The organism is Pseudomonas sp. P2S-1 (assembly GCF_057197725.1).
On record NZ_CM170068.1, the window covers coordinates 2,046,711 to 2,060,748 of the forward strand.

Annotated in this window: 13 protein-coding genes; 7 read left to right on the forward strand and 6 right to left on the reverse strand. The window is 64.7% G+C overall.

Annotated features, from left to right (window positions below; genetic code table 11):
• Positions 1 to 207: 207 nt before the first annotated feature.
• From argE to AC2CQI_RS09020, 3 genes are all read right to left on the reverse strand, one after another.
• On the reverse strand, positions 208 to 1,365 hold the full coding sequence (gene argE / locus AC2CQI_RS09010) for an acetylornithine deacetylase (protein WP_484579924.1): 1,158 nt from the start codon (positions 1,363 to 1,365) through the stop codon (positions 208 to 210).
• Complete coding sequence (locus tag AC2CQI_RS09015) at positions 1,358 to 2,035, reverse strand: DUF1028 domain-containing protein (protein WP_484579925.1); 678 nt, start codon at positions 2,033 to 2,035, stop codon at positions 1,358 to 1,360. The genes argE and AC2CQI_RS09015 overlap by 8 nt, the downstream gene beginning before the upstream one ends.
• Positions 2,036 to 2,190: 155 nt before the next feature.
• Entirely contained in the window at positions 2,191 to 3,684 is a 1,494-nt protein-coding gene (locus AC2CQI_RS09020) for an aldehyde dehydrogenase (RefSeq protein ID WP_484579926.1), read from the reverse strand.
• A 341-nt stretch (positions 3,685 to 4,025) separates the two neighbouring features.
• Between AC2CQI_RS09020 and AC2CQI_RS09025 the strand changes: the two genes are divergently transcribed.
• Positions 4,026 to 5,342, forward strand: coding sequence for a flavin-containing monooxygenase (locus AC2CQI_RS09025; RefSeq protein ID WP_484580601.1), 1,317 nt, complete (start codon positions 4,026 to 4,028; stop codon positions 5,340 to 5,342).
• On the forward strand, positions 5,342 to 5,752 hold the full coding sequence (locus AC2CQI_RS09030; RefSeq protein WP_484579927.1) for a RidA family protein: 411 nt from the start codon (positions 5,342 to 5,344) through the stop codon (positions 5,750 to 5,752). The genes AC2CQI_RS09025 and AC2CQI_RS09030 overlap by 1 nt, the downstream gene beginning before the upstream one ends.
• Before the next feature lie 132 nt (positions 5,753 to 5,884).
• On the opposite strand, the gene AC2CQI_RS09035 is transcribed toward AC2CQI_RS09030, so the two are convergent.
• The 3 genes from AC2CQI_RS09035 to AC2CQI_RS09045 form a co-directional block, all read right to left on the reverse strand.
• On the reverse strand, positions 5,885 to 6,331 hold the full coding sequence (locus AC2CQI_RS09035; RefSeq protein WP_484579928.1) for an REP-associated tyrosine transposase: 447 nt from the start codon (positions 6,329 to 6,331) through the stop codon (positions 5,885 to 5,887).
• 193 nt (positions 6,332 to 6,524) lie between these two features.
• The gene (locus AC2CQI_RS09040) at positions 6,525 to 7,439 is read right to left on the reverse strand and encodes a LysR substrate-binding domain-containing protein (protein ID WP_484579929.1); all 915 of its coding nucleotides are present in this window, start codon (positions 7,437 to 7,439) and stop codon (positions 6,525 to 6,527) included.
• Positions 7,440 to 7,530: 91 nt separating this feature from the next.
• Complete coding sequence (locus AC2CQI_RS09045) at positions 7,531 to 8,430, reverse strand: LysR family transcriptional regulator (RefSeq protein ID WP_484579930.1); 900 nt, start codon at positions 8,428 to 8,430, stop codon at positions 7,531 to 7,533.
• Positions 8,431 to 8,628: 198 nt separating this feature from the next.
• Here AC2CQI_RS09045 and AC2CQI_RS09050 point away from each other — a divergent pair, with 198 nt between their 5' ends.
• From AC2CQI_RS09050 to mexE, 5 genes are all read left to right on the forward strand, one after another.
• Positions 8,629 to 9,969, forward strand: coding sequence for a dicarboxylate/amino acid:cation symporter (locus tag AC2CQI_RS09050; RefSeq protein ID WP_484579931.1), 1,341 nt, complete (start codon positions 8,629 to 8,631; stop codon positions 9,967 to 9,969).
• A 48-nt stretch (positions 9,970 to 10,017) separates the two neighbouring features.
• Entirely contained in the window at positions 10,018 to 10,917 is a 900-nt protein-coding gene (gene ttdA / locus AC2CQI_RS09055; RefSeq protein ID WP_075804624.1) for a L(+)-tartrate dehydratase subunit alpha, read from the forward strand.
• Positions 10,914 to 11,522 carry a L(+)-tartrate dehydratase subunit beta gene (gene ttdB / locus AC2CQI_RS09060; RefSeq protein ID WP_009407255.1) on the forward strand — a complete coding sequence of 203 codons (609 nt, stop codon included), beginning with the start codon at positions 10,914 to 10,916 and terminating at the stop codon, positions 11,520 to 11,522. The genes ttdA and ttdB overlap by 4 nt, the downstream gene beginning before the upstream one ends.
• A 73-nt stretch (positions 11,523 to 11,595) precedes the next feature.
• Complete coding sequence (locus tag AC2CQI_RS09065; RefSeq protein WP_484579932.1) at positions 11,596 to 12,462, forward strand: isocitrate lyase/PEP mutase family protein; 867 nt, start codon at positions 11,596 to 11,598, stop codon at positions 12,460 to 12,462.
• A gap of 318 nt (positions 12,463 to 12,780) precedes the next feature.
• The gene (gene mexE, locus AC2CQI_RS09070; protein WP_075804327.1) at positions 12,781 to 14,025 is read left to right on the forward strand and encodes a multidrug efflux RND transporter periplasmic adaptor subunit MexE; all 1,245 of its coding nucleotides are present in this window, start codon (positions 12,781 to 12,783) and stop codon (positions 14,023 to 14,025) included.
• Positions 14,026 to 14,038: the final 13 nt, after the last annotated feature.

A 14,038-nucleotide genomic window follows, 5' to 3' on the forward strand; every position in this document is an offset into this window, starting at 1 on the left:
AACGCGATCGGTGTAGGAGCTGGCTTGCCTGCGATGGACCGCGTCAGCGGTCCCAAAACCATCCCGCACGAGTATCGTTGAGTCCAGAGTTCGGATTCAGCGCCGAGCAGATCGCATTCAGTCAGATATTCGGCGTGGCAGGCTTTGGGACCGCTACGCGGTCCTTCGCGGGCAAGCCACGCTCCTACCCCTGACGGCGCAGCCCCCTCACTCCCGCAAATAATCCAGCAACCGCCCCAGCATCGCGTCACAACCCTGCAACTGCTCCAGGCTGACGAACTCATCCGGCTTGTGCCCCTGGTCCATGCTCCCCGGCCCGCACACCACGGTGGGAATCCCAGCCTGCTCGAACAGCCCGCCCTCGGTGCCAAAGGCCACGGTGCCGAACTCATCGGAGCCACTGAGCATCGCCAGCAACCTGGCCGCTTCGCTATCCGGCGCCGTCGCCAGCCCCGGATAGGCGCTCAACGGCCTCAGGCTCACGCCGGTGTCAGCCTTGACCGCCTGCATCCTCGGCACCAGCTCCGCTTCGGCAAAGCGCTCCAGTTCATCCGCCACCACCTGGGCATCGAAGCCCGGCAAGGCACGGACCTCGAAGTCGAATTCGCATTCCGCCGGGACGATATTCAGCGCACGGCCGCCCTTGATCACCCCGGTCTGCACCGTGGAGAACGGTGGGTCGAAGCGTTCATCATGCAACTCGGGCGCACTCAGGCGCTCACCGATCTCTCCCAGCTTGCCGATCAACCGCGCCGCATATTCGATGGCGTTCACGCCATAAGGCGCATAGGCCGAATGGCAGGCCGCGCCATGCACCTGGCAACGCATCGCCAGCTTGCCCTTGTGGCCGAGGACCGGCTTGAGCCCGGTGGGCTCGCCGATCAGGCACAGGGTCGGTTTGTGCGCACGCTGCTCCAGGGCGGCGAGCATCGAGCGCACGCCGAGGCAGCCGACCTCCTCGTCATAGGAAAACGCCAGGTGCACCGGCGTGTGCAGCGACGCGGCGGCAAAGGCCGGGGCCGCTGCCAGCACGCAGGCGATGAACCCCTTCATATCCGCAGCACCACGGCCATACAGGCGACCGTCACGCTCGCTCATGACAAAGGGCTCGACCGTCCATGCCTGGCCGTCCACCGGCACCACGTCGGTATGCCCGGACAGCACCACGCCACCGCGATCGCGCGGACCGATGGTGGCGAACAGGTTGGCCTTGGTGCCTTCATCGTTGAGGAACAACTCGCTGTCCACGCCGTGGCTGGCCAGGTAGTCGCGGATAAAGGCAATCAGCTCCAGGTTGGAATCACGGCTGACCGTCGGGAAGGCGATCAGGCGCTCCAGCAGATCGCGGCTGCTCGTTTCACTCATCGCCCGGCACTCCGTAGCTCGGTGCGGTGGTGGGGTCGAGGGCACGGGTGACGTAGTCCTGCATCTGCGGGCGGTAGGCTTGCCACAGGGCGTCGAGCTGGCCGATCGGGTCTTGGTCAGCCCAGTCGACCCGCAGGTCTACCAGCGGCCAGGTCAGTTCGCCGGCCACTTTCAAGGCTGCCGAGTGCACCGGACCGGCTTCGCCACCGGCGGCCATGGCGGCGTGCATGGCGGCCAGCAGGCGGTCGGGCAACTGGCCGTCGGCCTGTTCGAAAGCGCTGACCATGGCTTCGATCACATGGCGACCAGACAGCAGGTTGCCCGCTGCAGCGCATTGCTCGCCGGCTACCGCATTATGCACGCCGAGGGCTTCGCTGCCGGTGAACAGGGCGACCTTGCCGTGGCTGTCGATCACCGTGACCTGGCGGTATTCGCTCCAGCCGTTGGAGCCGAGCACCCGTTCCAGGGCCTCGGCGGGCGCGATCTGTTCGCGTTCGAGCAGGTCGAGGATCTGCGGGCCCAGGGCTGGCAGGGTGATGTTTTGCGTGGAGACTGCGCCGACGCCGGCACGCACCCAGGGGCAACGGGCGCCGACGGCGATGCTGGAGGAGCTGATGGCGATGCCGACCTGGCCGGTTTCGGGGCAGCGGCCGATGATGGAGAAGGTCATGTTGGGGATCCTTGAACTGGGTGTCTGAGAAGTAATGTGGTGGCTGCACCGGCCTCATCGCTGGCAAGCCAGCTCCCACAGGGTTCGGCGGCGACGCGGACACTGTGGGAGCTGGCTTGCCAGCGATGAGGCCGGAACAGCCAGCGCAAATCTGCTTAACCGCGCAACTGGAACCAGGTGGTCTTCAGTTGCGTGTACTTGTCGAACGAATGCAGCGACAGATCACGGCCGAAGCCCGACTGCTTGCCACCGCCGAATGGAATGGTCACGTCCAGCGCATCCACGGTATTCACCGATACGGTGCCGGCCTTCAACTGGCGGGCAACACGATGCGCACGGTTGAGGTCGTCGCTCCACACCGAGGCGGCCAGCCCGTAGATGCTGTCGTTGGCCAGGCTCACCGCCTGCGCTTCGCTGTCGAAGCTGCTGATCGCTAGCACCGGGCCGAAGATCTCGTCGCAAACCACGCTCATCCCGTTGTCGACGCCGACAAAAATCGTCGGTTCGATGAAGTTGCTGGAGCCATTGAAGGTCAACTGGCGACCACCGGCCAGCAGACGAGCGCCCTCCTCCTGCGCCTTGCCGATGGCCTTGACGATACGCCCGGTCTGCTCGGCATCGACGATGGCCCCGGCGCGGCTGGCCGGGTTCAGCGGGTCGCCCGGTTGCCAGTCGCGGGCCTTGGCCAGCAGGCGTTCGACGAATTCGTCATGGATCGAGCGCTGCACATACAGCCGCGAGTTGGCCGAGCAGACTTCGCCCTGGTTGAAGAAGATGCCGAACGCGGCTTTTTCCGCCGCAAGGTCGAGATCCTGGCAGTCGTCGAACACCAGGTTCGGGCTCTTGCCACCGCACTCCAGCCAGACCTGCTTGAGGTTGGACTGCGCCGAGTAGCCCATGAAGTACTTGCCGACCTGGGTCGAACCGGTAAACACCAGGCAGTCCACGTCCGGGTGCAGGCCGAGGGCACGGCCGGCGCTTTCGCCCAGGCCCGGCACCACGTTGAACACCCCGTCCGGAATCCCGGCCTCCAGGGCCAGCTCGGCCAGGCGCAGGGCCGAGAACGGCGACTGCTCGGCCGGCTTGAGCACCACGCTGTTGCCGGCGGCCAGCGCCGGGGCGAGTTTCCAGGCGGCCATGTCCAGCGGGAAGTTCCACGGCACCACGGCGGCGATCACCCCGAGGGCTTCACGGGTGATGGTCGCCAGGGCGTTGGCGGCGGTCGGGGCGACCTGGTCGTAGACCTTGTCCAGCGCCTCGCCGTACCAGGCGAAGACATGCGCCGAGCCCGGCACGTCGATGGTGTAGGCGTCCATCACCGGCTTGCCCATGTTCAGCGAGTCGAGCAGGGCCAGTTCCTCGCGGTGGCTCATGATCAGCTCGGCCAGGCGCAGCATCACCTTCTTGCGCTCGCCCGGGGCCATGCGCGCCCAGGGGCCCTGCTCGAAGGCGCGGCGGGCGCTGGCGACGGCGAGGTCGACTTCTGCTTCGCCACAGGCCGCGACGCGCGCCAGCAACTGGTTGGTAGCCGGGTTGATGGAATCGAAGGTGGCGCCGGATTGCGCGCTGACACGGCGGCCGCCGATCAGTGCCTGGTCGATGAAGGTCTGTTGCGCAGCGCGTTGCTGCCAGAAGCCGAGATCTTGCACGTGCTCTCCCTGAGGACCGTCCATGCGGCCCGTTTGTTGTGGCTGTCCAGGCGATGGTGGGGCAACGGGGAGATGGGGGAAACGATGAAAAATGTGCTTCGGGCTTAGGAAAAAGGTTGTCTGGACTGCCCTCATCGCCGGCAGGCTCGCTGCATAACCTGTGGGAGCTGGCTTGCCAGCGATGAGGCCCGAAAGAACACCCCCACCCTCGCCTTTTTATCGCCAACCCCCAGCTATTAACTATTTTCGCCTTTCCCTGCGCTTCCCTAGTCTGGCCCCAGGCAACGGCGGTTCCACTGACCGTCCCTGAACAACAACGCCTAGAGAACAGGGCAATGGACATGACTTTGAACAACCTTGAAATCGATACCCTGGTGGTCGGCGCCGGCCAGGCCGGGGTGGCCATGAGCGAACACCTGAGCAAGCTCGGCGTGCCGCACCTGGTGCTGGAACGCAACCGCATCGCCGAAGCCTGGCGCACCGGCCGCTGGGATTCCCTGGTGGCCAACGGCCCGGTCTGGCACGACCGCTTCCCCGGCCTGGAGTTCGACCTCGACGCCGACGCCTTCGCCGGCAAGGACCAGGTCGCCGATTACTTCGAAGCCTATGTGCGCAAGTTCGACCTGCCGATCCGCACCGGTGTCGAGGTGAAGAAGGTCACCCGCAATGCCGACCGCCCGGGCTTCACCATCGAGACCAGCGAAGGCACGATCCGCGCCGCCCGCGTCGTCGCCGCCACCGGCCCGTTCCAGCGCCCGGTGATCCCGGCCATCGCGCCAAAGGACGAAGCCCTGCACCAGATCCACTCCGCCGCCTACTTCAACCCCGGGCAACTGCCGCAAGGCGCAGTGCTGGTGGTAGGCGCCGGGTCGTCCGGCGTACAGATCGCCGACGAACTGATGCGCGCCAGCCGCAAGGTCTATCTCTCCGTGGGCGCTCATGACCGTCCGCCGCGTGCCTACCGCAACCGTGACTTCTGCTGGTGGCTGGGCGTGCTCGGCGAGTGGGACGCGGAAATCATGAAGCCCGGCCGCGAGCACGTGACCATCGCCGTCAGCGGCGCCCGTGGCGGCCATACCGTGGACTTCCGCGCCCTCGCCCACCAGGGCATGACCCTGGTCGGCCTGACCCAGTCGTTCGAGGGTGGTATCGCGCGCTTCCAGGACAACCTGGTGGACAACATCCGCCTTGGCGACGAGAACTACCTGGCCCTGCTGGACGCCGCCGACGCCTATATCGAACGCAATGGCCTCGACCTGCCGGAAGAGCCGCAAGCCCGCGAGCGCCTGGCCGATCCCGAGTGCATGACCCACCCGATCCGCGAACTGGACCTGGCCAAGGCCGGCGTCACCAGCGTGATCTGGGCCACCGGCTACGGCCTGGACTTCAGTTGGCTGGCGGTGGACGCCTTCGACGCCAATGGCAAACCCAGGCACCAGCGCGGTGTGTCCAGCGAACCAGGCGTGTACTTCCTCGGCCTGCCATGGCTGTCCCGTCGGGGCTCGTCGTTCATCTGGGGCGTGTGGCATGACGCCAAGCACGTCGCTGGCCATATCGCCACCCAACGCACTTACCAGGCGTACCAGGACAAGGCCCAGCGCCAGTCCCCCGCCGCTACCGAACCGTCTGAAACCGCCGCTCTCGAAGGAGTCAACTGATGCCTACCCATACCCGCATCCGCATGTTCAACACCAAGGTCACCTACCCCAACCAGACCCTGGACAACGACCTGTGCCAGGCCGTGCGTGCCGGCAACACCGTGTATGTGCGTGGCCAGGTGGGCACCGACTTCGACGGCAACCTGGTGGGCCTCGGTGACCCGCGGGCACAGGCCGAGCAGGCGATGAAGAACGTCAAGCAACTGCTGGAAGAAGCGGGCTCGGACCTCAGTCACATCGTCAAGACCACCACCTACATTACCGACCCGCGCTTCCGCGAGCCGGTGTACAAGGAGGTGGGCAAGTGGCTGAAGGGCGTGTTCCCGATCTCCACCGGCCTGGTGGTGGCCGGGCTGGCGCAGGCGGAGTGGTTGATGGAAATCGATGTGATCGCGGTGATTCCGGACTGATTGCACCTGCTCTTGTAGGAGCGTGGCTTGCCCGCGAAGGACCGCGCAGCGGTCCCAAAATTGCAGCGACAACGCGATTTTGGGACCGCTGCGCGGTCCTTCGCGGGCAAGCCACGCTCCTACAGGTCAAGGTCACGTCAGCCAGATGGCATCCCAGTGCGGGTAGTCCCTGGCCTTTTCGACAAGGCCAGCTCTTATCGGGTTGGCGATGATGTAGCGGGCTACCGCACGAATGTCTTCCTCCTTGCGCAACGCACGGTCATGGAACCCGGGCTGCCACAGCCTGCCCTGTCGTTGCCTGAGTGCATTGATTTCATGCGAGCTGCGAGACTTCAGCCTTCGGACCACCGCGTCCAACTTCCACTCCGTCAGCTCTACAAGCCAGTGCAAATGGTCGGGCATCACCACCCAGGCCAGTGAGTTGACTACACCCTCCTCCTGGGCAAGACGGAACTGCTGAATGACGATCCGGGCTAGTTTCAAATCATGGAAAAGCGGTTCGCGGTCCTGCACAACACAGGTCAGAAGGTAGAGCCGCCCCGGCTCGGAGTATCGGCCAATACGCAGGCGTCTGGACATGAGGTTTCTTCCTTGAAAGGTGAAATTTCAAGGTAGTAAGACCGCATCGCTGAGCTACCAAAAGAGTATTGCAGCATATGCAATCCAGGTAGGAGCGTGGCTTGCCCGCGAAGGACCGCGCAGCGGTCCCGAATTGGTGGTGACAACACAATTTTGGGAGCGCTGCGCACTCCTTCGCGGGCAAGCCACGCTCCTACGGGTGATGTGTGGTAGAGAGTTCTTCCCGACAGAAATCCACGAACAACTGCGCCGGCCGGGTCAGTTGCACCCGCTTCAGCCTGGCCGTGACCAGCCCGGACAATTCCACCGGCTCGGCAATCTCCACCGCCACCACCTTCTGCCCGTCATAAGTGCATTCCGAACTCGGCCGGGTCACCAGTAGCGAGAAGCCGAAGCCCTGCCCGACCATGCCACGCACCATTTCGATCGACGGCGAGCTGAAGACGATGTTGGGGGTCAGCCCCAGGTCGTTGAACAGGCTGACGAAGTAGGTGCGGCTCGGGGCGACGTCCAGCAGGATCATCGGTTCCGGACACAGGTCGCGCAACGAGACCTGGGCCTGCCCGGCAAAACGGTGCTTGTGCGGCAGCAACACGTAAGGCTTTTGCGGCGGCATCAGCGGCTCGGTCTCTATGGTGTTGTCGAGGTAGTGGTCATACAGGAACGCCAGGTCGAACGCCCCGGATGTCAGCCCCTGGACCAGCTCCTGCTGCTCGCCGTCGCGCATGCGGATATCCACCCCCGGATACCGTTCGCGAAAGCCGGCGATCAAGCGCGGCAGGTACAGCGGCGCCACCGTCTCGAACACGCCGATATCGATCTGCCCGGCCACAGTGTCGTTGTCGGCCAGGGCGTTCTGCTCGAACTCCCGGGCCATCTGCAACAGCGATTTGGTCTTGGCATAGAAGCGCTTGCCACTCGGGGTCAGCGACACACCCTGGGCGTGATGGCGGATAAACAACTGCACACCGAAGCTTTCTTCCAGGCTCTTGATCGCCGTGGAAATCGACGGCTGGGCGATATACAGCTGGCGCGAGGCCTCGGCGACACTGCCGGCCTCGACCGTGGTGACGAAGTACTTGAGTTGTCGCAGGGTGTAGGTCGCCACGTGAACGTCTCCTGGCAGTTTGACCCGTCACCTTACCCTAGCCGCAGAAAACGCCGACCGAGGATTTTCCTGCACCCGAGCGATATTTTTCCTATTTCCAGGCTTCACGCTGGAAGAACGCGCGCAGGTGCTCGATGAAGAACGACACCTTGGCCGACAGGTTCAGGCGCTCCAGGTACACCGCGTAGATATCCGCCGGCGGCGTTTCGTACTCGCCGAGCACTTCCACCAGCTCGCCGGAGCGCAGGTGCCGGGCCAGGTTCCACTCCGCGCGCATCAGGATGCCGTGGCCGTCCAGCGCCCAGTTCAACGCCACTTCGCCGTCGTTGGTGCTCAGCCCGCCACGCACCTTGACCGACTCCGCCTGCTTGCCCCGGCTCAGGCGCCAACTGCCGAAGGCGGCGTCGTTCTGGCGCAGGACGATACAGTCGTGATTGGCCAGGTCCCTGGGGGTTTCGGGCATCCCGCAACGCGCCAGATAAGCCGGCGAGGCGCACAGGCGCCGGCGGTTGCTGGCGATCTTGCGGGCGATCAGCCGCGAGTCCGGCAGGTCGCCGAAACGGATGGCCACGTCGATGGCATCGTCCGGCAGGTTGATCGGCCGGTCGGTGAGCTGCAACTGCACTTCCACTTCCGGATGGCGCTGGACGAACGAGGAAATCGCCGGCCCGACATGGGTCCGCCCAAAGCCCAACGGCGCATTGACCCGCAACAACCCCTTGGGCTCGGCCCGGCTACTGGACACCTGGCGCTCCATCTCCTCGATCTCGCCAAGGATGCGCTGGGCATTGACCAGGTACAGCTCGCCCTCGGCGGTGAGGCTGATGCTGCGCGTGGTGCGGTTGAGCAGGCGCACGCCCAGGCGCTGCTCCAGCTGGGCCAGGCGCTTGGAAACCGCCGGCGGGGTCAGGTTCAGTTCCCGCGCCGTCGCCGCCAGGCTGCCGAGCCGCACCAACTGGATGAAGAAGGCCAATTCCGAGACCGGACTCATTAGTAACCTCAGGTAAACAATGAAGTGAATTTCATTGTATTACCACATTTCAGAAAAACCTTTAACTTTCCCTCCCGTGATTACCCACACGAAAACTGGGCTATCCCGCCGCCACGACTTGCCTGGTCGCAGCGGCGCGATAAGCCCGGCCGACAAGAAAAAATCCGACTCACAACAATAAAGCGGAGAAAAACGGCCATGAAAGTTCTAGGCAAGTTGTATGTGCAGGTTCTGATCGGCGTCAGCCTCGGTATCGCCCTCGGGGTGTTCTGGCCCGAAGTCGGCGTCGATCTCAAGCCTTTGGGCGACGCTTTCATCAAGCTGATCAAGATGGTCTTCGCGCCGGTCATCTTCGCTACGGTGGTGCTCGGCATCGCCAAAATGGAAAACATGAAGGAGCTGGGCCGGGTCGGTGCGCGGGCGCTGATCTACTTCGAAGTGCTCTCCACCTTCGCCCTGGTCCTGGGCCTGGTGGTGGTCAACCTGGTCCAGCCTGGCCAGGGCATGAACATCGACCCGGCGACCCTGGATACCAAGAGCATCTCCACCTACACCTCGGCAGCAGCGGCTGGCTCCGGCAGCTTCACCGACTTCCTCCTGCACATCATCCCGGCCAGCGTCACCGACGCCTTCGCCAAGAACGAGATCCTGCCGATCCTGCTGTTCTCGACCCTGCTGGGCATCGCCCTGGCCCACCTGGGCGAGCGCGGCAAGCCGGTGGTGGACGTGCTGGAAAGCTTCTCCCACGGCATGTTCCATATCGTCGGCATGGTGATGCGCGTCGCCCCGCTGGCGGCCTGTGGCGCCATGGCCTTCACCGTCGGCAAGTACGGCCTGGGCTCGATCGTGTCCCTCGGCAAGCTGATGGCGACCATGTACATCACCTGCTTCCTCTTTGTAGTGATCGTCCTCGGCTTCGTCGCCCGCCTGTCCGGCTTCAGCCTGTGGAAGTTCCTCAAGTACCTGAAGGAAGAGCTGTTCACCGTACTGGGCACCAGTTCCTCGGAATCGGTGGTGCCGCAACTGATGGGCAAGCTGGAAAAGGCCGGGGTGTCGAAACCGGTGGTGGGCCTGGTGATTCCGTCCGGGCTGACCTTCAACCCCGACGGCCAGTGCATCTACTACACCATGGCGGCGATCTTTATCGCCCAGGCCACCAACACGCCGCTGAGCCTGACCGACCAGCTCATCGTCCTCGGCGTGCTGCTGCTCACTTCCAAGGGCTCGGCAGGCGTGACCGGCTCCGGCTTCATCACCCTGGCCGCGACCCTGGCCTCCTTGGGCAGCATCCCGGTGGCCGGCATGGTCCTGCTGCTCGGCGTCGACCGCTTCATGTCCGAAGCCCGCGCCATCACCAACACCATCGGTAACGCCGTCGGCACCCTGGCCATTGCCAAGTGGGTCGGCGCCCTGGACAGCGCCCAGCTCAACCGTGCCCTCGACGGCCAGCCCGAACCCGAAGCGCAACGTGCAGAAGCAGCCCCGGTGCTGCAGAACAACCAGACCGTGAAACCGGCGACCAGCGCCAGCGGTGCGTGACCCGCACCCGAACCCAACCGCCTTGTGATGCTGTAAGGAGATAAGACCGTGGAAAAAGAAGAAGCCGTCCAGTCGTTGACCGACACCCTGGCGAAATTCACCGCCTACATCGGCAAGCGCCTGCCCAAGGACGTCAAAGCCAAGACCGCCAAGCTGCGCGCGGCGGAAACCAACCCCCTGGCCATCGCCGTGTACGACTCCATGGCCGAGAACCAGGACTACGCCGACAAGCTCAACCGCCCGAGCTGCCAGGACACCGGGGTGATCCAGTACTTCATCTCGGCCGGTGCGCGCTTCCCGCTGCTGGGCGAGATGGAAAGCATCCTCGAGAACGCCACCAAGGAGGCGACCATCCAGGGCCCGCTGCGCCATAACGCCGTGGAAACTTTCGTCGAGAAGAACACCGGGACCAACACCGGCTCGAAGATCCCCTGGCTGGACTGGGAAATCATCCCCGATGCCGACTACGCCATCGTCGACGTGTACATGGCCGGTGGCGGCTGCACCCTGCCCGGCTCGGCGAAGGTGCTGATGCCTGGCCAGGGCTACGAAGGGGTGACCGAGTTCGTCTTCGACGTGATCACCTCCCGCGGCGTCAACGCCTGCCCGCCGCTGCTGGTTGGCGTCGGCGTGTCGACCTCGGTCGAGACCGCCGCCCGCCTGTCGAAGCGCGCCATCCTCCGGGAAGTGGACTCCAGCCACCCGAACGAAAGTGCGGCGCTGATGGAAAAACTGCTGGAAGACGGCCTCAACGAAATCGGCATCGGCCCCCAGGGTCTGACCGGCAACAGCAGCGTCATGGGGGTCAACATCGAGTCCTCGGCGCGGCACCCGTCGACCATCGGGGTCGCCGTGTCCACCGGCTGCTGGGCCCACCGCCGCGGCAAGATCCGTATCAATGCCGACCTGTCCTACGACATCCTTTCCCATGAAGGTGTAGTTCTGTGAAAAAGATCCTCAGCACCCCGATCAAAGACGAAGACCTGGCCGAGCTCAACGTAGGCGACGTGGTCTACCTCACCGGCCAGCTGGTCACCTGCCGCGACGTCGCGCACCGCCGCCTGATCGAGCTGGGCCGCGAACTGCCGGTGGACCTGCGCGGTGGCGCGATCTTCCACGCCGGCCCCATCGTCAAGAAAAAGGACGACGGCAGCTTCGAGATGGTCTCCATCGGCCCGACCACCAGCATGCGCATGGAGAAGTTCGAGAAGGAATTCATCGAGCAGACCGGCGTCAAGCTGATTGTCGGCAAGGGCGGCATGGGCCCGGAAACCACCACCGGTTGCCTGGAGAACAAGGCGGTGCACGCGGTATTCCCCGGTGGCTGCGCGGTCCTGGCGGCGACCAAGGTGGAAGAGATCGAACGCGCCGAATGGCAGGACCTGGGCATGCCCGAGACCCTCTGGGTCAACCGCGTGCGCGAATTCGGCCCGCTGATCATCTCCATCGATACCAAGGGCAACAACCTGTTCGAGCAGAACAAGAAGCGCTTCAACGAACGCAAGGGCTCGGTGATCGAGAAGATCAACGCGCAGGTGCGCTTCATCAAGTAAGACCGCGACCGGCCGGGGCCCACGCCGCCCTGGCCGGTTGTTCCCTCCTTCTACAGAACAACGTGAGATCGCCATGTATCCAGCCAGTCATCACGCACTGCGCGAGACCTTCCGTGGCCTGCTCGCCAGTCCGACCTGCCAGCGTACCGCTTCGGTGTTCGATCCCCTTTCCGCACGCATGGCCGCCGACCTGGGTTTCGAAGTCGGCATCCTCGGGGGTTCGGTGGCTTCGCTGCAGGTGTTGGGCGCGCCGGATATCGCCCTGCTGACCTTGAGCGAATTCGTCGAACAGGCCACCCGCATCGGCCGGGTGTCGCGCCTGCCGGTGATTGCCGATGCCGACCATGGCTATGGCAATGCCCTCAATGTCATGCGCTGTGTCGCAGAGTTGGAGCGGGCCGGGGTCGCCGCCCTGACCCTGGAGGACACCCTGCTGCCGGCGCGCTTCGAGGAGCCGCTGTCGGAGCTGATCAGTGTCGAGGAAGCCGTCGGCAAGCTGCGCGCGGCGCAGCGGGCGCGGCAGGACCGCAGCCTGGCGCTGATTGCCCGGACCCATGCTGGGGTGCAATCCTTGCCGCAGGTCATCCAGCGCGCGCAGGCCTACCAGAAGGCGGGCGCGGACGGGATCTGCCTGATCGGGGTCCGGGATTTTTCGCAACTCGAAGCCATCGTCGAGGGCTTGCGGGTGCCGGTGATGCTGGTGACCTATGGCAGCCAGGAACACTGGGATGCACAGCGCCTGGCCGGGCTCGGCGTGCGCATCGTGGTGGACGGGCATGCCGCCTGTTTCGCGGCAATCAAGGCGACCTACGACACCCTGCGGGCGCAGCGCGGGCCCGCTACCGGGGCCGAACTCAAGACTGGCGAACTGCTGGCGCGGTACAGCCGGGCCGAGGAGTACCTGGGCTTGGCGCGGGAATATATGGGGGTGATTGCCTGATTGGCCTTGTGGTGCCTGTGCGGGCCTCATCGCTGGCAAGCCAGCTCCCACAGGGTTCTGCGGTGCCGCTCAGATCCCTGTGGACTCCTATTGCTGGCAAGCCAGCTACACAGGTTTGCGGTGCACGCGATCCCTGTGAGAGCTGGCTTGCCAGCGATGAAGCCCGCACAGGCTCCACAAGCTGCAACTATCAACGCCAGACGATAATCCCCGACTTCCATCATTCCCCGTGATAGTCACCTTCGCTTCGTTCGATTCGTGCCCGCCCGCGGCAAAACGCAGAATCCGCCCACTATCAATACATTGGCGGAGTTTTCCATGGAGCAGTCACTCAAACCCTTGCGCTATCCCCTTGCTGCGTTGGCCCTTCTGGTGATGAGTGCCTGCGGTCGCACCCCGGAAGCGGTGCAGGCTCCGTCGGCACCGAAAGTCAGCGTGGCCCAGGTGATCGAGCAACCGATCAATGAATGGGACGAGTTCACCGGCCGCCTCGAAGCGCCGGAAACCGTTGAGGTGCGTCCCCGTGTCTCGGGCCAGATCGACCAGGTCGCCTTCACCGAAGGCGCCCAGGTGCAGAAAGGCGATCTGCTGTTCCAGATCGACCCGCGCCCGTTCCAGGCCGAGGTCCGCCGCCTCGAAGCCCAACTGCAACAAGCCCGCGCCACCGCCATCCGCTCGGAAAACGAAGCCCAGCGCGGTGAACGCCTGCGCAACAGCAACGCGATTTCCGCCGAACTCGCCGAGTCGCGCACCAGCGCCGCCGCCGAAGCCCGCGCCGGTGTCGCCGCAATCCAGGCGCAACTGGACCTGGCCAAACTGAACCTGAGCTTTACCCGGGTCACCGCGCCGATCAGCGGCCGGGTCAGCCGTGCCCAGTTCACCGCCGGCAACATCGTTACCGCCGACGTCACCCCGCTGACCAGCGTGGTCTCCACCGACCGCGTCTACGCCTACTTCGATGCCGACGAGCGCGTGTACCTCAAGTACACCCAGCTGGCCCGCGAAGGCCAGCGCGGCCAGACCACCCCGGTGTACCTGGGCCTGTCCAACGAAACCGGCAACCCGCACCTGGGCCAGATGAACTTCGTCGACAACCAGGTCAACCCGAAGACCGGCACCATCCGTGGTCGCGCCGTGTTCGACAACCGCGACGGCCAGTTCACCCCGGGCCTCTACGCCCGCCTGAAGCTGGTAGGCAGCGCCACCTACTCCGCCGTGCTGATCAACGACGAAGCCGTGGGCACCGACCTGGGCAAGAAGTTCGTGCTGGTCATGGACAAGGACAACAAGGCCGATTACCGCGCCGTCGAGCTGGGCCCGAAACTGGAAGGCCTGCGCATCGTGCGCAGCGGCCTGGCCAAGGAAGACCGTATCGTGGTCAAGGGCCTGCAACGGGTACGCCCGGGCTCACCGGTCACCCCTGAAGAAACGCCGATGGCGAGCGATGCCACCCTCGCCGCCCTCGCCCAACAGCGCCAGGCCCTGGAAGCCGCCAACCGTCAGCCTGCCGAGACCGGCAAGGCCACGGTCAAGCTCGCCAGCGCCGCGACCCCACGCGGTTAAGGGACGACGACTC